A 19,940-nucleotide genomic window follows, 5' to 3' on the forward strand; every position below is an offset into this window, starting at 1 on the left:
CTGCCATCCAGGGACGAAAGGTTAAGACTGGCTCCAAACCCATTACTGCTGCCAAACACTACGTAGCTTGACCCGGCAAAAAGCTGACCGTTGGGGTCGGCGCTTTGTGCCCCGATAATCAGGTCATCGAAGCCGTCGCCGTTGATGTCCCCCGCACTGCTGACAGAATTGCCTGAGTAGTCACGACTATCAATGCCGTTAATCACAAAGCCGTTGCTGCCATTAAGGGATGAGAGGTTAAGACTGGCTCCAAACCCATTACTGCTGCCAAACACTACATAGCTCTCCCCGGCATTATACTGACCGTTGGGGTCGGCAAAGCCTGCCCCGATAATCAGTTCGTCGAAGCCGTCGCCATTGATGTCCCCCGCACTGCTGACAGAATTGCCTGAGAAGTCACGACTATCAATGCCGTTAATCACAAAGCCGTTGCTACCATCTAGGGACGAAAGGTTAAGACTGGCTCCAAACCCATTACTGCTGCCAAACACTACGTAGCTTGACCCGGATCCGTCCTGACTGTTGGGGTCCGCACTTGATGCCCCGATAATCAGGTCGTCGAAGCCGTCGCCATTGATGTCCCCCGCACTGCTGACAGGACTGCCTGACAAGTCACCTGCATTAATGCCGTTAATTACAAAGCCGTTGCTGCCATTGAGAGATGAAAGGTTAAAACTGGCATCAAACCCATTACTGCTGCCAAACACCACGTAGCTCTCCCCTGCATTGAACTGACTGTTGGCCTGTGATGCCCCGATAATCAGGTCATCTATGCCATCGCCGTTGATGTCGCCCGCACTGCTGACAGAACTGCCTGAGTAGTCACCATCATCAATGCCGTTAATCACAAAGCCGTTGCTGCCATTAAGGGACGAGAGGTTAAAACTGGCTTCAAACTCAGTACTGCCGCCAAACACCACGTAGCTCTCCCCTGCATTAAACTGACCGTTGGAGTCGGCATCACTTGCCCCGATAATCAGGTCATCAAAGCCATCGCCGTTGATGTCCCCCGCACTGCTGACAGAACGGCCTGAAAAGTCAACGCCATCAATGCCGTTAATTACAAAGCCGTCGCTACCATTAAGAGAGGAGAGGTTAAAAACTGAAGCAACTTTGGGCGCATCATTGACTCCATTAATGGTCAAGTTGACGCTAGCTGTATTAATCAAGCTGCCATTGTTGGTGGTGTATGTAAAGCTGTCAGTACCGCTTTTACCAACAGCCAAAAAATCAAATGAAGCATTCGGGTCGTAGGTCAAGCTGCCATCAGCATTAAGGGTAACTAAAGCACCAGAACTCAAGGCAATGGCAGTGCCAACAACAACTGTCCTACCATTGACAGCGGTCACAGTTTGGAAGTTGCTGTCGTTAGCTAGTATATCTATATTAAAGGCAGTATCTTCGTCAGTAGTAGCTGTGTCATTAACCGTGACAGGAGGTTTATTAGTAGGTGTAGGAGATGCGAAACCAAAGACGACGTAGCTCTCCCCAGCACTAAACTGACCGTTGGGGTCGGCACGATATGCCCCGATAATCAGGTCATCAAAGCCGTCGCCGTTGATGTCCCCCGCACTGGTGACAGAACGGCCTGAGCGGTCATCTGCATCAATGCCGTTAATTACAAAACCCTCGTTACCATCCAAAGATGAAAGGTTGAATCCTGCGCCAAAGCCACTGCTGCGACCAAAGACGACGTAGCTCTCCCCGGCATTATACTGACCGTTGGGGTCGGCAAAAAATGCCCCGATAATCAGGTCATCGAAGCCGTCGCCGTTGATGTCCCCTGCACTGCTGACAGAAATGGCTGATTCGTCACCGTTATCAATGCCGTTAATTACAAAGCCGTTGCTGCCATTGAGAGATGAAAGGTTGAAACTGGCATCAAAACCACTGCTGCTGCCAAACACCACGTAGCTCTCCCCGGCACCAAACTGACCGTTGGGGGAGGCACCAGGTGCCCCGATAATCAGGTCATCAAAGCCGTCGCCGTTGATGTCCCCCGCATTGCTGACGGAAAAGCCTGATGAGCCAGAGTCACCGTTAATCACAAAGCCGTTGCTGCCATTGAGAGATGAAAGGTTGAAGCTAGCTTCAAAACCACTATTGCTTCCAAGCACCACGTAGCTCTCCCCTGCATTTAACTGACCGTTGGGGTCGGCACGATCTGCCCCGATAATCAGGTCATCTATGCCGTCGCCATTGATGTCCCCCGCACTGCTGACAGACCTGCCTGAGTAGTCATACGCATCAATGCCATTAATCACAAAGCCGTTGCTGCTATTGAGAGAGGAAAGGTTGAAGCTAGCTTCAAAACCACTATTGCTGCCAAAAACCACGTAGCTCTCCCCTGCATCACCCCTGCCGTTGGGGGAGGCAAATAGTGCCCCGATAATCAGGTCATCTATGCCATCGCCGTTGATATCCCCCGCACTGCTGACAGAATTGCCTGAAAAGTCACGGTTATTAATGCCGTTAATCACAAAGCCTTTGCTGCCATTAAGAGATGAAAGGTTGAGACTGGCTCCAAACTCAGTACTGCTGCCAAACACCACGTAGCTCTTCCCTGCTCTATCCTGACCGTTAGCGTAGGCAGTACTTGCCCCGATAATCAGGTCATCTATACCGTCACCGTTGATGTCTCCGGCACTGCTGACGGAAAAGCCTGAGCGGTCAAGATCAATGTCGTTAATTACAAAGCCGTTGCTGCCATTGAGAGATGAAAGGTTGAAACTAGGTTCAAAGCCATTACTGCTGCCAAACACCACGTAGCTCTCCCCTGCCGCCCCAATAATCAGGTCATCAATGCCGTCGCCGTTGATGTCCCCCGCATTGCTGACAGAAATGCCTAATTCGTCATATCTATCAATGCCGTTAATTACAAAGCCGTTGCTGCCGTTGAGGTCAGATAAATTTAAAACTGCATTCGCCATTATTGTTGATTCTCCTTGTGTTGTTTATCGAGTCTAGAAACGTGAATATTTCACCTCTAGACTCATCCCATCGTCACCATCCGCCGAATTTCATCACTCTTAAAGCCGATCGCCATTGGACGACGCACCCCTGGTAGTGCCACCACGTCGTATAATTCCAGTACGGCTCCTTCGATTCGCAAGGAATGCACAATATCCCCAGTCCGCAAGTCAATCACCAGCAACCCACACCGAGGTTCGACGTTTTTTTGTTGCAATTTTTCATCTAGGGGCAAACCACTAAAAGTTTTGTTGTGCCTCGGCTGAGAAATACCTACGATCGCAAAGTTGCCATGAAATGCACAACCACGCATATATCCTGGACAAAAAGCCACGGGTTCAAAGCTGCCTAGTTCCAAATCTACGTAGCCAAAATCTCCTGTCCCTGAGTTGAGTAACCACAATTTGTCTCGATACCAGCGAGGAGAATGGGGCATAGAAAGATCCTTAATTACTATCTCGTTACTCTCTACATCAATGACGCAACCACCATCTGCCCGTCTGTCCCGCCATCCCTCCGCTGCATCTGATTGACTAACAACAGTCACATATCTGGGTTGACCATCTCGCATTGCCAAACCGTTGAAATGACACCTATCTTCTGCTGCTAATTTACTAATAAATGGCGGTTGCCATAGGGGAATGAAGCTATGGGTGGAACTAACTTTGGCTAAACAGCTAAATAAGGTATTGACAAATATGAGATTCTCTAAATCATTTAAGCCACCACTGGGAATTTTGCCGTTTGGGAATGAGGAATTACTCAGGGCGATATCATGAATGTCTAAGTCTCCCGTCACATAACTTATCTGGGGCAAATAAACAGCATCATAGTTGTCGTGAACTTGCCCCGGTTGTAGGATGTTTTCAAAGTGCCACAGTTGATAAAGCGAACTCATATACAAACTGTTGCCACAGGCATACAAACCCATGCAGCGTTCAAAGGTGCGCTCGAATACTGATAGTTTGCCGCCTTGTTGCAAGCCGATGAAAAATAATTTACCTGCTTGATATGTAGTGAAAGCTAGACTGAGATTCTGTTCCAACAGCCAAGGGGTAAACTGCCGTGAGGCATTTATTTCTAAGCTATTAGTTGCAGTTACAGGATTTTGATTCATTGTTTCTACCAGGGAGGAGGATAAAAAATTATCCTATCCCGATGTAGGTTTTTTGCCTTTTCAATTATCTCTTAAGTAAAATCACATAAACTGCTTCACCAAATCTTGAAGATGTATAAGTTTTTGTCAAATCTTATACATTGTCACATAAACATCATATTAACTTTATTCTTTGTCTGAATATATTTTGTTTGCTGATTAAAATTGATGAATACGCATTTTTTTATTGTTTCATAAATCATTCTGTAGTAATGACTTTTGCTAAACTTACATAAGTAAATTTTATCAATATAAGCTGATGACACCCTCGCGTAAGCAAAAATCAAGTTCATGCAAGCTTTATATAAGGGATTTACAAGAAATAAATTTAGGATTTAAGCATCAAGCTATGAAATATAGCGGCAATTCATGAATTGCCCCTACCAATGGTCTATCCCATTAGTTTTGAGGTAATTGATAAACGAACCGCATACTCCTAGTAGTCTGCCAACCCAAAAATGCGCTTGTGAGGACTGGGTAAAGGGGAAAGGGAAAAGGGTAAGGGATTTAAACCTTTTACCCCTTCCCCCTTCCCCTTTACCCCGCCAAGTTCACTTGGCGAACTACTAGGTCGAAGCAAGCTACGCGCAACGTCTTGTAGAGAGCGTCTTGTAATTCTTAATTAATAATTTTTAATTGGAGCGTTCGCGCAGCGTCTCGTAGAGAAGCAACTTGACTGATGCTTAAACCCGGATTTCTCACGATACTGTAGGCAGGGGAGTGTGGGGTCAGATTTCTTCCCCATCCTCCCACACCTCCCACACTCCTTGATTTCTCACTTGTGAGCGAATAATGGGTGGCGATCGCAACCCAACATAGATGGAAGGAACTTGCGCCCTAAGAAAATCAAAAAGTACGATTTTATAAGACTTTGAGCGCAAGTTCCTTAGAAGAAATCAAGGTTAAAACCTCTGACCTATACCTAGATGCACTTTGCTTTCTCCCTGGTCATTAATGCCATAATCAGCCCTAATTAAACCTAGTGGTGAATTTAAGCGGACTCCAGCCCCATAACCAAAACCATAACCGGGTTTGTCTCGCACACCCGCCGGATTTCCTAATACAGTATCACCTGAGCCTAAGTCTGAAGCAAAGTCGGCAAATAATACACCCCCTACGATTGGTAAGACGGGAAAACGATATTCAGCAGAAGCTAAGACATAACTGCGGCCACTTCCCACATCTCCAGAATCGTAACCGCGCACTGAATTGGAACCACCCAAGTTAAAGCTTTCATAAGGCGGTAAATTCCCAAGCACAGTACCAGCTTGGACGTTCACAGCAAATACTTGTGGCTGTTTGGTGTTAAATAACTGGACTGGTAGATATTGGCTGTAATTGGCTTTGAGACGATTTAGGGAAATATTACCTTGACCGATGGGCACAGATTGTTCTGTACTCAAACTCAAAATGGAACCTTGAGTTGGGTTGAAGGGATTATCTCGTTGGTCTTTGGTGGCGGTGAAGGATACGGTAGTTAAGTCATCAACACCAGTTCCACTAGCAGATAGGGGATTGCCTTGAGCGTCAGTTGGGGTAATATTACCTTGGCGATCGCGAATACTAGTTCGGGTATAGTTTAATCCTAATGAGGTATTCCAGTTGTCAATTGGTCGCTGTAAGCTGACACTCCCACCAATTTGACCTTCCCGCACTTTGTCGCCGTTAGCTAGCTTAATCTTGTCATCAAAGGTTTCCGAAAGTTCCCGATTCCGAAAACCATTCACAGTGTACCCCAAGCGATCGGGGTTTGTTGCCCGATAAGGACTGACAAATTTGCTATTAAATTGCAAGTCCCGGCTACTTACGCCAACATTCACACCTAATGTATCGTTAATACCGCCAACATTCTGATCTTGATAGCTGATTGTGCCTGTTAATCCCTGATCTGCATTGTAACTACCACCCAAGTTAACACCACGCGCCCCAGTTTCTTTAAGTTGGTAGACTAAATCAAGTTTTGTCGCATCTCCTTCTAAAGCAACATTCACTGTTTCAAATAAACCAGTGCGATATAGCTGTTGGATGTCTTGCTTGACGACATTTTCTTGGAAGATTTGACCAGGTTTTAGCTTGAGTTGCTGTTGCAGAAAATCTGCTTTGGTGCGTCCTCCGACGGGATTACCCTTGCTATCAACGGTTTTTCCCTCATCGTTGACAAAGCGAAATTTGATATCACTCACTAAGCCTTCAGCAACATTAATGGTGAGAATGCCTTGAGAACTGGGTTTAATTGATAACACCCGTGCCAAATTATAACCATTGTCGGCGTACCACTTATTAATTTGTACTACTGCTTGCTGGAGTCCAGCAGGACTGATGGTGGTTCCAATCTGAGATTGCAACTTTTGTTGGGCCACTTGGTAGGTGAGGACTTTAGCACCAGATAATTGCAGCGATCGCACAATTACTGGTTGTACTTGATAAACTACATTCAATCCAGCCTGTGTGCTAAAGCTATTCACACTGACATTGCTAAATAAACCTGTATCCAAAATTGCAGCTACATCTTTTTGTAGCTGGCTTTGACTGGTTTCTCCACCTACCTGGGTTTTAATGACTTTACGAATAATCTCCTGCAATTCTTGATTGGCTCCCACTACCTGTACGTCTGTAGCTGTGACTACCAAATCCCTCTCAGTAGCAGGGGTTTTGGGAGATGGTGAGGGGGAAGTAGGGAGGATGGCTTGGGAACTTAATTCTTTTGCTGACTTTAAGACTACTGGGGAATTTTTGCTTGCACCTGTTTGTGCGGCGACGGGATTTTGAGAAAATTGTTGTGCAACTATGGTTTCTGGGGAAGCAATTGTCTCTATCCGTGCAGGAGTGTCTTCAATTATCGGCACTACCAAGTTACCGGCTTTTGCTGTTGGAGTAACGGTTTTAGCAGATGCAGCCGTTGCTTGCTGAGTGACATTGGCAGCAGCTAAAGTAGCTAAAGTAAAAATTGCAGTAGCAGAAACTCGCATAATATTTAACCTAATTAATAGGGAGTTATATCAATTTTGGATTTTAGATTTTAGATTAAAAGACTTGATTAAAAAGCTTTTCCAATAATTTTAAACAATACATCCTTTGAGAATTTGGCATTAGTTGTAGGAAAGCAAAGAAATAGCGATAATACTAACTTCCAGCTTATTCGCCGATTTTCCCTATTTACACCTCTTACCCAAACGACAGTTAATTTTGATATTTTGTTTCTTATGAGTAATTCATCCCGCTTATCTGTAGCTTCTAACTCCCAAGCTGCAACTTCTCCTTTAAGGTTACTTGTATTAAGTAATGGTCATGGGGAAGATGTAATTGCAGTTCGGATTTTGCAAGAACTCCAACGACAATCAAACCCACCAGAGATATTTGCTTTACCTCTGGTGGGTGAAGGACGTGCTTACCAACAGTTGGATATCCCCCTCATTGGTTCAGTCCGCACTATGCCTTCTGGCGGCTTTATTTATATGGATGGCCGCCAGTTGGCGCGGGATGTACGCGGTGGTTTATTGCAACTTACCCTCAGCCAGATTAAAGCTGTCCGCCGATGGGTGAGTTCCCAAAAAAAATTAGGTAATAAAAGAGCAATTTTAGCTGTGGGAGATATCGTCCCTCTTTTGTTTGCAACTTTTAGTGGCGCTAATTATGCTTTTGTGGGTACGGCGAAATCTGAATATTATGTGCGCGATGAAGCTGGATTATTACCACGGAAATCCAAAGACGCACGTTGGGAAAACTTTTCTGGCTCTGTCTACCATCCTTGGGAACGTTGGTTAATGAGCCGTCGCCGTTGTAAAGCAGTGTTTCCCAGAGATGCGCTGACGACGGAAACATTAAAACAATGGCCAATTCCCGCTTTTAATTTGGGTAATCCCATGATGGATAGTTTGCAACCGACCTTTTCACGCCAACAATTTTATAGTCAGGATAGCGAACAACAAGAGATAGTTCGGCCTTTTGTAGTGACTCTTCTTCCTGGTTCTCGTCCGCCAGAGGCATACGCCAACTGGGAAAAAATTATGATTGCTGTATCTGCGCTGATGGCAAGTTTCCAGGAGCGAGATTCAATTTTCTATACTTCTAACAGAGTAGTATTTTTAGGTGCGATCGCTCCTGGTTTAGACTCTAATATTTTATCCCAAAGCGTGCAATCCCAAGGCTGGCGACCAGAATCGGTATGTCCTATCCAACTTCCCGATCCAAATGTATTGACATTTAAACAAAGAAATGCTTATCTTTTGCTGACTCAACAAGCCTATAATGACTGCTTACATTTGGGAGATTTTGCGATCGCAATGGCAGGTACAGGCACAGAACAGTTTATCGGTTTAGGGAAACCTGCGATCGCTATTCCCGGTAATGGTCCCCAATATAATCCTGCCTTTGCTGAAGCTCAAAGTCGTCTTTTAGGCTCATCTTTGATTTTAATTGAGCAGCCGACAGAAGTAGCGAAGGTTGTCCAGTCTCTATTCAAAGATCCTGATATTTTGCAAATTATAGCCGAAAATGGACTGCGGCGTATGGGTAAACCAGGAGCTGCACTACGCATTGCAGAATGTTTACAAGAACGATTGAGTTGAAGGGGCATTGGGCATTAGTTCTCGTTCATCTCTTTCACTTTCTTGCTCCCCGACTCCCTTATCTTCCCAATCTTTAATCCTCACAAGCTAGACGCTCCGCTATCCCTGTACAGCACTCCCCACCCAGCACTCCTTATGCTACTAAACCAGAACGTAAGGCCCTGACGGCAGCTTGGGTACGATCATCAGCACATAATTTATTTAGAATATTACGAACATGAGTCTTTACGGTACCAACTGTAATATAGAGTTTCTCGGCAATTTGCCCATTGCTACACCCAGCTACAATCAATTCTAAGATTTCCAATTCCCGTTGAGTCAGGGGATATGTTTCTAAAACTTGCTCGTATTCGGACGCTAGCGCCTCAATTTTTACAGTCTTCGGCTTATCAGAATTTTGGCTTTCTCCAGGAATACCTTGACGCATTTTCCGCAATACCACATTGGCAATTGCCGGATCAATCCAAGAGTTACCGCCGTGAGTTGCTTGAATCGCCTCAGTTAATTTACTGATGCTTGTTTCTTTCATGTAATAAGAATCAGCACCTGCTGCAAAAGCTGCAAGTACAGCGTCTTCAGTGTGATCCATTGTTAGGATCAGAATTTTCGTTGTCGTCTGACCAGTTTCAGCTTGATGGCGTTTGAATTTACGGGTGAGTTCAATGCCATCCATATCAGGTAAACCGATGTCTACAACAGCTACATCTGGCTTTGCCGTTTCCAAAAGTTTTAGTCCTTGAGTAGCATTTGCTGCTTCGCCTATTACTTTCAAGGCGCTATGAGACTGTAATGCCGCTCTTAGCCCCATTCGTGTTAAGTCATGATCTTCAATTAAAATAATGCTAATTTCATTCATCGCTATACCCGCTCTTACGCTGTTTGCATCTTTCAAAGTATTACCTTTCGTTAGCGCTTTCTCTTATTTCCCCAAACCAAAGATAGATGATATTTTAATCAGTCTGCATCCATCGCTAGAAATAATAAATTTACTATTTTTAGATATTTAGATAGAGGACATATCTAGCTGGAGATATATAGATACTTGCACAAAAAGTATGAAATATTGAGACGAATGCCAAATTGCTCTCCCTTGCTCAGAATTCGGCTTTTAGTTGCCATCTTCCATTAGTTATTTCTTATTATCTTGTACAAAGCTTTGAAAAAAGCTTACAAAAATGGACGAAGTGCTGACTTTTAACGGGATCTGGAAAACCTCATTTCCATTCCTTTTTCCTTATAGGAAACAGGTTTTAAATTCTCCCCCAAACCTTGTAGGGTTGGGGGCTAGGGGTTTAGGTTTCGCCTCTTCTTTTCCCTATCACGTGAAAAGTCAGGCTCAATGGTGGACAATCTCAAAAGGAATTCAACTACAACTGCATGGGGTAATTACTCGTGCATTCAGATGGTGGGCGACTTATGGCTCAAAAGTTAAACCCTTCAGCAGTCAAAGTGGGCAAGTAATCTTTTTAATGCCAAAAGGCTTAGAAGGGCTTGTATTCTTCCTAAAATTTGCGAGGGGGTTTTGGGAATTTTCCCAACTGTGAAAGTTTGCGATCGTTAAGAAAATTGTTGAAATTGCAGGATGTAGCATTAGTTGTGATTCAAAAATAGGTATAAGAAGCACTTTCTTATTTACCTGGTCTAACCAAATCTAATGGTTAAAACTGCTCAAGCTTATGGTACACGATAATGTTATGCAACTCTCACCAATGGCTGACGACGGTCGCTTGCTGACTCATTTACAATTGGTTTAAGCTTAGTAGAGTATTTTATTTTACTTTATATCAGTTTTGTCTGTTTGTGCCTAGAGCAATAGTTTTCGATTTGTTAGTTGCTAGTTTTTTGAAAGCTATTGGTAGTTTGCTAGAAGTTTAATTTCAACAGTCTGGCAAACTAAACATATTAGGATACAACAGACTAAATTTAACCCAAGAATTAGCTTTGAAATCAACTCCTGTAATTGTAATGAAAACCTCAAATCAAGATCAACACCAAGTGAAAACTGACGACTTAAATCTAGCCAGATATATCCTCAAGCCTATCATCTTGCCTAACTTTGTCAAGATGAGAGCAAAACTAAACAAGTATTGGATATTTGACTAAACGCCTTAGTTAATCAAGTTACAGATTTTAGATATCCGAAAATATTATATTTTTTTTAATTGGATAATCTCAAAAGAGAAATGTTATACATCAAGCTATATTTGGCGGCAAAAATAAAAAACGATGGAAGAGACGCTGAAAATTTTGGTTGTAGACGATGACGAAGTAAACAGGATGGTAGTCTGTCAGGGCTTGACGCTAGCAGGTATTCAGATGGAACTGTCTGAAGTCGGCGATGGTAATGATGCGTTTTCTACCTTAAGCAGTACTGCTTATGATTGTGTTTTCCTCGCCTATGATTTACCAAACCAGGATGGACTAACCTTAATTCAACGGCTACGTTTTTCGGAAATTAAAGTTCCTATAGTAGTCTTGACTGGTCAAGGAGATGAACAAATATCTATTGAATTAATTAGAGCTGGTGCTACAGACTATCTCTCTAAGTCTAGGATATCACCAGAAAACTTGGCACAGGTTTTGCGGAGTACGATTCGGATTTATCGGGCTGAAATGCAGGCAGCTTTGGTAAAAGAGCAGCTGAGAGAAAGTAATGAAAAACTCATTCGTAAGAACCAAGAATTGGAGAGACAACAAGAACAGATTCAAATACAAAACTTTAAGCTGTTGGAGGCATCACGGTTAAAATCACATTTTTTGGCCACTATGTCCCACGAACTCAGAACGCCGATGAATGCGATTATTGGTTTTTCGCAAATACTGCTGCGTCCTAAGTTCGGTCAACTAAGCAACCAGCAAGCAGATATGGTTGAGCGCATCTTGAATAATGGGAAGCATTTACTGATGCTACTCAATGAAGTTCTTGACTTTTCTAAGCTGGAGATAGGACGATTAGACTTAAAAGCGGAAATATTTGATGTATCAAAGGTGATAAATCTCGCTGTAGGTGAAATGCGTTCCCTCGCTGATGCTAAAAAGCTGTCATTGTTAGTGCAAACCGATTTGCAAAATCCTTTGATATTTAACGATCCTGTTCGAATCAGACAAATTTTAACTAACCTACTTTCCAATGCCATTAAGTTCACAGACTCTGGTGAGATTTGGGTTGAGGTTAAGGAACTACCTACAAATAAAGTGGTAATTATTGTTCGGGATACAGGTATTGGTATAGCATACAGAGATTTTAAACGTATCTTTGAAGCATTTCGCCAAGTCGATCAAACTATCACTCGCAAATATTCAGGGACAGGTCTGGGTTTGGCAATTGTAGATTCATTGGTGCGAATGATGGGCGGCAAAATTTTTCTGGAGAGTAAATTGGGCATTGGTTCAACGTTTAAAATTGAATTGCCGCGTCAAATCACATTACAAAATGTGGCTGATGATCCTCCCAATTTACAATTAAAGAGCGACGGGATTTTTGGCAGAGCAAAAAATCACCATCAGTTATCTTCTCAAGCTAGACAAGCACCGATAGGATATCCTAAATTTAAACAATAAATTACTTCAAATTACTTCCCAAACACTGAGAGAAATTTATAAATTATGTCTGTAGTCGAAAATAATAAAATTTATCGTATTCTCGCAGTTGATGACACTCCAGATAATCTTATTTTGGTTCAAGCGATTTTAGAAAGTGAGGGATATGAAATTGATTTGGTTTCAGATGGAATAAAAGCTTTGAGGCAAGTTGAAAAATCTCCACCCGATCTGATTTTGTTAGATGTAATGATGCCGGGGATTGATGGTTATGAAGTCACGCGTCGGATTCGGAATAACCCAGCAATTAGTTATATTCCAATTCTGCTGATTACTGCTTTTCATGAATCTAGCGTTGTTGAAGGTTTGGATGCTGGCGCTGACGATTTTATTCGTAAACCATTTGATACCGATGAACTATTGGCAAGAGTGCGATCGCTATTACGTCTCAAGCAGAGTCTGGACGAACAACAAAAAATGGCCCGCCAACGGGAAGACTTTGTTTCCCGTCTGACTCATGATTTGCGAACTCCTTTAGTAGCTGCCGATCGGATGTTGAATTTGTTTGAGATGGAAACATTCTGCAAAATCTCGCCGGAAATGAAACAGGCGATCGCAGTTATGATTCGCAGTAACCAAAATTTGATGGAAATGGTGAACACTCTCCTAGAAGTTTATCGCTTCGAGGCAGGTAAAAAAACGTTGAATTGGGAAGTATGCAATTTACGTGAGATATCTGAAGAAGTGGTGAGCGAACTAAGCCCTCTAACTAATGAAAAAGGTTTGATCCTGACAATAGACACCAGTAAATTAGAGCCATTGGGTAATAATGCTGGGATTATTATGGGCGATCGCTTGGAACTACGCCGAGTGCTAAACAATTTGATCGCCAATGCCATTAAATTTACGGATACAGGAGGGATCACAATCCGTATTTTTGAAACATCACCTCTTCCAGGAAATCAAGATTCGGTAACAATTGAGGTACAAGATACAGGATATGGAATTGCACCCGAAGATCAGGCAACAATTTTCGAGCGATTTCGCCAAGGCAAACATAAACGTTCAGGTAGTGGCTTAGGGCTACATTTATCCCACAGGATTGTAGAAGGGCACGCAGGAACTATCCAGGTTACTTCTGAAGTAGGTAAAGGTACTTTGTTCACTGTACAAATACCGAAGAACATTTAACTTCTTCACAGGGACATTTTTCTGCTGGATTGCTAATTTTTACAAAGCTAAGATCGTAAAGAAAGAAAGTAAATTGAAATTTGATTCAGCTATCAGAATTAATGTGAGAGACCACTACTATTCTTCTTAACTGAACCGTATTGAGTTTAATGCAACCAAAAGCTTGAGAATGATTTTGTTTAAGCTTTGTTAAATTAGACCATTAATACCTATTAATTTTATCTGTAATCAAATCTAAAGGGTGTTGAACTAATTCACATATTATCAATAGAGTTATATACCAGATTTTATAATTATTGTACACATATAGGACTATGATTTGATTTCTGAAAAAATCTAAGTAGTATGTAGGGTGTGTTATGGCGTAGCCTAACGCACCTAAACCTTTGGGCGGTGCGTTACGCCAAAGGCTAACACACCCTACGTATATTTGTAATCATATATGAGTCCTATACTAGAGGAAGATGACCAGAATTCAGAGTAGCTCTAAATTAATTTTGGTGTGTCGAATAACTGCTTTCAATTAAGGTTTAGCTAAGTGCTAAACCTTTTTCATGCCTATCATTAGAGTCTGTCAACACACTCTAGACAGATGAACTGAAATCAAAGTAATTATAAATTAGCAAGGTATGGTAAACACTTGGTATACATAGGGCATGGCTAAAAGCCATGCCTTTTTTGTGACTGACACTTACCAACTGAAACATACAATATATTTCAAGTTAGTGAGGCAAAAAATAGCTAATATATGCTATCGTACATCCTCTCTCAGGCATAGGCGAGGATCTACAAGTTCTTCAACGGAGGACTCGCAGGATATTGACCCTAAAATTCGTACTTGATGTATGAGTATTAATCAAAAATTACTTCCAAACTCTCCTCTAACTTCCTATTAATAATTTATCCCTATCATGCCAAACAATGTTTAACACTATCCTAACGAAATAGAAAAGCTCATCAAAATATGCCTGTTAGTCTTATTAAATACTATATATCAATAGAATAAGCAACAAAAAACCATTATTACCATATATAGATCAATATTTGTATCATTCTATAGATAGTAGAAATAACTATTTTACAAAGTTATTATTCAGCCTGTTAATGCCTGAAAAAGGTGTATGCACCCTGGATACTCTTCCAGGGTCTTTTTTTGAAAACTTATAAGTAAAAAATAGACTTTGGTAAGAGTATAAGTAAATTGATAGGCGATATTTTTATACAATGATCAGTCTTTTAGACGCGATTTATCGCGTCTCTACATGAGGGCTTTCTAGCTTATTGGGATAAAACTAAAACTGGATCTAACTTGTGTGTACACCGTACTATTGATGACACTGGGTAAATTCCATCCAATTAATTAATTGCAAAATAATCATCAAAAATATGCGTTAAGTGCATTTGTACGGATTCGTTAGAGCTTCACAGATGTGATTCTGATATTAGGGAATAAAGATGGATACCCCTGGCGTTGACCAGGGGCTTTTTATTTAGAGGCTACGCTTTAAACGTCAAAACCGGACTCAATCGCGCCACAACGTCCACCATTTCTGCTTCAACCTGCACATCAATTACAGACTGAATAGGTTTGTAGGCGGCTGGTGCTTCTTCAATGCGGCGTTCTTCAGGCAAGGTAATGCAGTCTCACACTTGCATTGGAAAACAAGTGTTTTGTAGTATTTTGTATTTTTGTCTAGTTACATACTACATCTGTAAAGAAAATTGAACTTTAGCTAAAAACTTTTAAAATTCTCTAGACTCTCCAGTCGGCTAGAGAGTCTAGTATGAATTCAAGGGGACTCTCAACCAGAAATTTCTGATTGTTGACGATTATCCCTCAGTCATCCAACTTGGTTTGGCTAGGTTGTTCATTTTTATCCCGTAAATCTATGACTCTCCAACTCACAGTTCCCAATATGTCTTGTTCTGTTTGTGCAAGCACCATCACCAAAACACTTCAAGCAGTCGATGCTAATGCAAGCGTTCAGGCTGATCCAACAACCAAGCTTGTCAGTGTAGAAACTCAAGCATCAGAAACAGAAATTAAGGAAGCGTTGGCTGCTGCTGGCTATCCAGTTGCTAGCTAATTCGTAATGGGCTTCGCCCCGCTACGCTAACGTAATTCGTAATTGTTGGCGGTATTTACCTGTTGGGGTTTAAATCCCCAAATAATTTAATTACGAATTACTTTCAGATCCTCCCACATCAATCACAGGGGTTCGGTTCATCTAGCTATGGATACTCTCACACTCAAACTTCGAGGCATGAGTTGCGCTGGTTGCGCCAACAACATCGAAAAGGCAATTCGCTCTGTTCCTGGGGTAATTGACTGTAACGTTAACTTTGGAGCAGAACAAGCTGCCATCAGGTACGATCGCTCTGTAGCAAGTTTAGAGAAAATCCAAAGTGCGATCGCATCTGCGGGATATTCTTCCTATTCACTCCAAGAAGAATTGCTCTCTGAAGAAGATGATACAGAGATTGCGAGTAGGCAAGCATTACAACGCGAACTTTTCCTCAAGGTAATTGTGGGAGGTGTAATCAGCATTTTCCTCTTTTTGGGGTCGTTACCTATGATGACTGGGCTAAACTTCCCCTTAATTCCTAGTTTCTTGCAAAATCCTTGGGTACAGTTAGGACTGACAACACCTGTCATTTTCTGGTGTGGTGGATCTTTTTACCGCAATGGCTGGAAAACCCTCAAGCGCCATACGGCAACAATGGACACGCTGATTGCTTTGGGTACAAGTGCAGCGTATATATATTCTTTGTTTGTGACTGTTTTCCCGAAATTTTTTATTGTTCAGGGCTTGATACCTCATGTTTATTATGAAGTTGCAGCCATTGTTATTACCTTAATTTTATTGGGGCGGTTATTGGAAAATCGCGCTAGGGGACAAACTTCTGAAGCCATCCGCAAACTGATCGGATTGCAAGCTAGAGATGCCAGAATTATCCGTGATGGTAGAGAAATTGATGTTCCCATTGCTGAAGTCAGAATCAACGATGTGATTTTGGTACGTCCTGGTGAAAAGATTCCAGTCGATGGCGAAGTGATTGCAGGCGATTCGACAGTAGATGAAGCGATGGTAACTGGTGAAAGTTTGCCAGTCAAAAAGCAGCCAGGGGATGAGGTGATTGGGGCGACGATTAACGGTGCAGGTGCGTTTCAGTTTCGGGTGACACGAGTTGGAAATGATACGTTTTTAGCTCAAATCGTTAAATTAGTGCAACAAGCCCAAGGTTCTAAAGCACCAATTCAGCGCTTGGCAGATCAAGTTACAGGATGGTTTGTACCAGCTGTGATTGCCGTTGCGATCGCCACTTTCGTCATTTGGTTTAATTTCACTGGCAACGTCACCCTCGCAACAATGACAACGGTGGGTGTACTAATTATCGCTTGTCCTTGTGCTTTGGGTTTAGCCACTCCCACTTCTGTCATGGTGGGGACAGGGAAAGGTGCAGAAAATGGCATCTTGATTAAGGGTGCAGATAGCTTAGAACTAGCACACAAAATTCAAACCATCGTTTTAGATAAAACCGGTACTTTGACTCAGGGGAAACCAACAGTTACAGACTTTGTGACTGTTAACGGTACAGCTAATGGGAATGAAATCAAGCTTTTACAGTTAGCAGCAACGGTGGAACGGAATTCTGAGCATCCTTTAGCTGAAGCTGTGGTGAAATATGCCCAGTCTCAAGAGGTGAGTTTAACAGAGGTACAGAACTTTCAGGCTAATGCAGGTAGTGGTGTCCAAGCAGTTGTTTCAAATCAGCTTGTGCAAATTGGTACACAACGCTGGTTAATAGAACTTGGAATTAACACCATGATTCTTCAGCAGTATAAAGATGCCTGGGAAACTGCTGGTAAAACAGTCATTTTGATTGCTGTAGATGGCGAACTACAAGGAATAATGGGTATTGCCGATGCCCTGAAACCTTCATCAAAAGCGGTGGTGAAAGCTTTACAGAAGTTAGGTTTAGAAGTAGTAATGCTGACTGGAGACAATCGGAAAACGGCTGATGCGATCGCAGCAGAAGTTGGCATTGAGCGAATCTTTGCCGAAGTGCGTCCAGATCAAAAGGCGGCGATTATCCAATCTCTACAAGGGGAGATAGAGAGATTACCCAATTCAAAATCTAAAATTGTGGCGATGGTGGGTGATGGGATAAATGATGCGCCAGCCCTAGCACAGGCTGATGTGGGAATTGCTATTGGTACGGGAACAGATGTTGCGATCGCAGCTAGCGATATCACCCTAATTTCTGGAGATTTGCAAGGAATTGTCACAGCAATTCAACTCAGCCATGCCACCATCAACAATATCAGGCAAAATCTCTTCTTTGCCTTTATTTACAACGTTATTGGTATTCCCATTGCGGCTGGAATTTTGTTCCCAATATTTGGTTGGTTACTCAATCCAATTATCGCCGGGGCTGCGATGGCTCTTTCGTCGCTATCTGTTGTTAGCAATGCCCTCAGATTACGTAACTTTCAACCAAAAGCTATCTCATAATTGCAGGTTAATTTAGAAAATGTTCAGTAAAAAAATGCTTTGGGGAAGCCTTATACCTTTAGCGCTTCTCACTGGGACACCAAGTATAACATTAGCAGAAATGCCAGCCCACTCGTCAGAGCAAAATGGTCAATTTAACCACATAGAGCAACCTTTGGGCTTGAAATTTGGTGTTGCGATCGGTGGTTTAGCCTTGATTGGACTAGAGTTGTGGTGGTTTCTCCTCTATAAAAGTTCTGATTCTTGAGAGGATGTTTTAAAAATTCAGATAGCACTGCTATATGTCGGTAAACTAATTGTAAATGTACTCCCTTCCCCTAACTTTGATTGGACACTGACACTACCCCCCATACCTTCTACAAGTGTCTTAACAATAGATAAACCCAAACCACAACCACCGGTAGTATGAGAGCGGGATTCATCTACGCGGTAAAATCTTTCAAATATCCGTGCTTGCTGTTGCAAAGGAATTCCATAGCCTCGATCGCAAACTTCGAGAATTGCTTTATCTTGAAGTTGATTTAATTTCAAAACTATGGGTGTATCAGCTTCAGAATACTTAATGGCATTATCAATCAAATTCAATAATACTTGTTTGAGGCGACTGTAATCTGCTTTCACCTCAATTCGATCAACTTTTGACTCTATTTGAATTATGCGATCGCTATATTTTTTCGCCATCATCACCACTTCTTCAACCAAATCATTTAGCACATAAGATTTCATTTGAAAATATAAGTAACCATTATCAGCTCGTGCTAAATCAAGTAAATCTTGTAGCAGACGGATAGTGCGTTCAGCTTCCGATGCCGCAGTTTCTAAAGCTTCTTGTTGGGTTTGTGTTAAATTATTTTGCCTTCGTAAGACGCTTTGCAAGTAACCATGTACAATGGTTAAAGGTGTGCGTAATTCATGAGAAACATTACTCACAAATTCTCGTTCTTGTTTCCAAGATTGAGAGAGGCGCGATAACAGCATAGTTAAAGTTTGAGCTAATTTTTTAACTTCGCTGGGTGCATTTTCAACCGATAGCTGCGATTGTCCTAAATCTTCAGCCGAAATCACAGAAGCCATTTGATTTAGCTGGCGTAGGGGTTGCAGAGAACGCTGGATGTAAAATGCGATCGCAGCAGTTAAAATAATAATTGCCAAAATACTAATAATAGTTAAACTCTGCACCATTCCCAGAAACATTTTTTGCTCGCGGGTAATATCTTTGACTACAAACAACTCACCCAATAACTTACCCTGCACTTGTACAGAACTACCACATAAAACAAAATAGCTCTCGTTGACTTTGTAAACTTGTGGTTTAATTGGCATCTTAGTTAAAGACATTAACTCAGCTACTTTAGTATCAGATACTAAATCTAAAGTGGCAGATTTTACTAAAATTTTATTATCAGGACTTTTTAACCATAATAATATGTTGGTATTTGCCAAGTTATTAATCGCCTTTTGCAACCCGGTTTCAGGTTGCATCATTTCACTATAAATTTGCACATCTTGCGGCAAACGCTTGGCGATTTGTTCTATATTATACTTATGACTATCAACTAAGATTTGCTGCATTTTCCAACTAGTCCATGTAGTGAGGCTACCTAATACCAAAGCTGAGAATGCAGCAATACCAATTGTGAGGCGTGACTGTAAGGAAAATGGGTCTATATTTATCCAAACTTTTCTGATTTGATTCACTTTTATGGGTGCGTTTTAGGTGTTGAGTAAAGCTATTTTAATAAAAAAATCAGAATGCTATATGTAAAGTTACTATTAACCGATAAATTTCTAGTTATACCTGTTTTTAACTCAATACAGTTCAGATAAAACCAAAAGACTTGTAGAGACGGCGATTTATCGCGTCTCAAAAACCCAAAATTTTTGCCAGTAGCCCTTAACTGAACCGTATTGGGTTTTAACTTAGCTATATTGCATACCTACAGTGAAAAGTGCAGCCATTCCAGAAAGATTGCGAAAATTTTTTCTTTAATCACCCTC

Annotated in this window: 12 protein-coding genes; 6 read left to right on the forward strand and 6 right to left on the reverse strand. The window is 41.9% G+C overall.

Features of this window, described 5'->3' with window-relative positions; translation table 11 throughout:
- From V7K69_RS00660 to V7K69_RS00670, 3 genes are all read right to left on the reverse strand, one after another.
- Positions 1 to 2,930, reverse strand: a 2,930-nt coding sequence (locus tag V7K69_RS00660) for an Ig-like domain-containing protein (RefSeq protein ID WP_335030615.1), incomplete at its 3' end; no start/stop codon positions are given.
- Between the two features lie 62 nt (positions 2,931 to 2,992).
- On the reverse strand, positions 2,993 to 4,087 hold the full coding sequence (locus tag V7K69_RS00665; protein ID WP_335030616.1) for a TIGR03032 family protein: 1,095 nt from the start codon (positions 4,085 to 4,087) through the stop codon (positions 2,993 to 2,995).
- A gap of 941 nt (positions 4,088 to 5,028) precedes the next feature.
- Positions 5,029 to 7,095 carry an outer membrane protein assembly factor gene (locus V7K69_RS00670; RefSeq protein ID WP_335030617.1) on the reverse strand — a complete coding sequence of 689 codons (2,067 nt, stop codon included), beginning with the start codon at positions 7,093 to 7,095 and terminating at the stop codon, positions 5,029 to 5,031.
- A gap of 234 nt (positions 7,096 to 7,329) precedes the next feature.
- Between V7K69_RS00670 and V7K69_RS00675 the strand changes: the two genes are divergently transcribed.
- A complete protein-coding gene (locus tag V7K69_RS00675) occupies positions 7,330 to 8,694 on the forward strand; it encodes a lipid-A-disaccharide synthase-related protein (RefSeq protein ID WP_335030618.1) in 1,365 nt (454 codons plus the stop codon).
- A gap of 133 nt (positions 8,695 to 8,827) precedes the next feature.
- Here the strand turns inward: V7K69_RS00675 and V7K69_RS00680 are convergent, their stop codons facing one another.
- The gene (locus V7K69_RS00680) at positions 8,828 to 9,550 is read right to left on the reverse strand and encodes a response regulator transcription factor (RefSeq protein ID WP_012408175.1); all 723 of its coding nucleotides are present in this window, start codon (positions 9,548 to 9,550) and stop codon (positions 8,828 to 8,830) included.
- 1,370 nt (positions 9,551 to 10,920) lie between these two features.
- Here V7K69_RS00680 and V7K69_RS00685 point away from each other — a divergent pair.
- Together V7K69_RS00685 and V7K69_RS00690 are read left to right on the forward strand one after the other, a co-directional pair.
- The gene (locus V7K69_RS00685) at positions 10,921 to 12,255 is read left to right on the forward strand and encodes an ATP-binding response regulator (RefSeq protein WP_335030619.1); all 1,335 of its coding nucleotides are present in this window, start codon (positions 10,921 to 10,923) and stop codon (positions 12,253 to 12,255) included.
- 45 nt (positions 12,256 to 12,300) lie between these two features.
- Positions 12,301 to 13,425: a hybrid sensor histidine kinase/response regulator gene (locus V7K69_RS00690; protein WP_335030620.1), complete on the forward strand. Its 1,125-nt coding sequence runs from the start codon at positions 12,301 to 12,303 to the stop codon at positions 13,423 to 13,425.
- 1,497 nt (positions 13,426 to 14,922) lie between these two features.
- On the opposite strand, the gene V7K69_RS00695 is transcribed toward V7K69_RS00690, so the two are convergent.
- The gene (locus V7K69_RS00695; protein ID WP_335030621.1) at positions 14,923 to 15,057 is read right to left on the reverse strand and encodes an RtcB family protein; all 135 of its coding nucleotides are present in this window, start codon (positions 15,055 to 15,057) and stop codon (positions 14,923 to 14,925) included.
- 257 nt (positions 15,058 to 15,314) lie between these two features.
- Between V7K69_RS00695 and V7K69_RS00700 the strand changes: the two genes are divergently transcribed.
- From V7K69_RS00700 to V7K69_RS00710, 3 genes are all read left to right on the forward strand, one after another.
- Complete coding sequence (locus V7K69_RS00700) at positions 15,315 to 15,512, forward strand: heavy-metal-associated domain-containing protein (protein ID WP_335030622.1); 198 nt, start codon at positions 15,315 to 15,317, stop codon at positions 15,510 to 15,512.
- Between the two features lie 147 nt (positions 15,513 to 15,659).
- Complete coding sequence (locus V7K69_RS00705) at positions 15,660 to 17,942, forward strand: heavy metal translocating P-type ATPase (protein ID WP_335030623.1); 2,283 nt, start codon at positions 15,660 to 15,662, stop codon at positions 17,940 to 17,942.
- Between the two features lie 19 nt (positions 17,943 to 17,961).
- Positions 17,962 to 18,189 (forward strand): hypothetical protein, encoded by a 228-nt coding sequence (locus tag V7K69_RS00710; protein WP_335030624.1) that lies wholly within the window; start codon positions 17,962 to 17,964, stop codon positions 18,187 to 18,189.
- 17 nt (positions 18,190 to 18,206) lie between these two features.
- On the opposite strand, the gene V7K69_RS00715 is transcribed toward V7K69_RS00710, so the two are convergent.
- Complete coding sequence (locus tag V7K69_RS00715; RefSeq protein ID WP_335030625.1) at positions 18,207 to 19,640, reverse strand: sensor histidine kinase; 1,434 nt, start codon at positions 19,638 to 19,640, stop codon at positions 18,207 to 18,209.
- Positions 19,641 to 19,940: the final 300 nt, after the last annotated feature.

This window comes from Nostoc sp. (assembly GCF_036917775.1).
GTDB lineage: Bacteria > Cyanobacteriota > Cyanobacteriia > Cyanobacteriales > Nostocaceae > Nostoc.

Bases quoted from the DNA above. Each gene is read 5' to 3' on its own strand.
- V7K69_RS00685 (WP_335030619.1), top strand. From the start codon at position 10,921: ATGGAAGAGACGCTGAAAATTTTGGTTGTAGACGATGACGAAGTAAAC.
- V7K69_RS00675 (WP_335030618.1), top strand. From the start codon at position 7,330: ATGAGTAATTCATCCCGCTTATCTGTAGCTTCTAACTCCCAAGCTGCA.
- V7K69_RS00665 (WP_335030616.1), bottom strand. From the start codon at position 4,087: ATGAATCAAAATCCTGTAACTGCAACTAATAGCTTAGAAATAAATGCC.
- V7K69_RS00700 (WP_335030622.1), top strand. From the start codon at position 15,315: ATGACTCTCCAACTCACAGTTCCCAATATGTCTTGTTCTGTTTGTGCA.
- V7K69_RS00680 (WP_012408175.1), bottom strand. From the start codon at position 9,550: ATGAATGAAATTAGCATTATTTTAATTGAAGATCATGACTTAACACGA.
- V7K69_RS00705 (WP_335030623.1), top strand. From the start codon at position 15,660: ATGGATACTCTCACACTCAAACTTCGAGGCATGAGTTGCGCTGGTTGC.
- V7K69_RS00710 (WP_335030624.1), top strand. From the start codon at position 17,962: ATGTTCAGTAAAAAAATGCTTTGGGGAAGCCTTATACCTTTAGCGCTT.
- V7K69_RS00690 (WP_335030620.1), top strand. From the start codon at position 12,301: ATGTCTGTAGTCGAAAATAATAAAATTTATCGTATTCTCGCAGTTGAT.
- V7K69_RS00670 (WP_335030617.1), bottom strand. From the start codon at position 7,095: ATGCGAGTTTCTGCTACTGCAATTTTTACTTTAGCTACTTTAGCTGCT.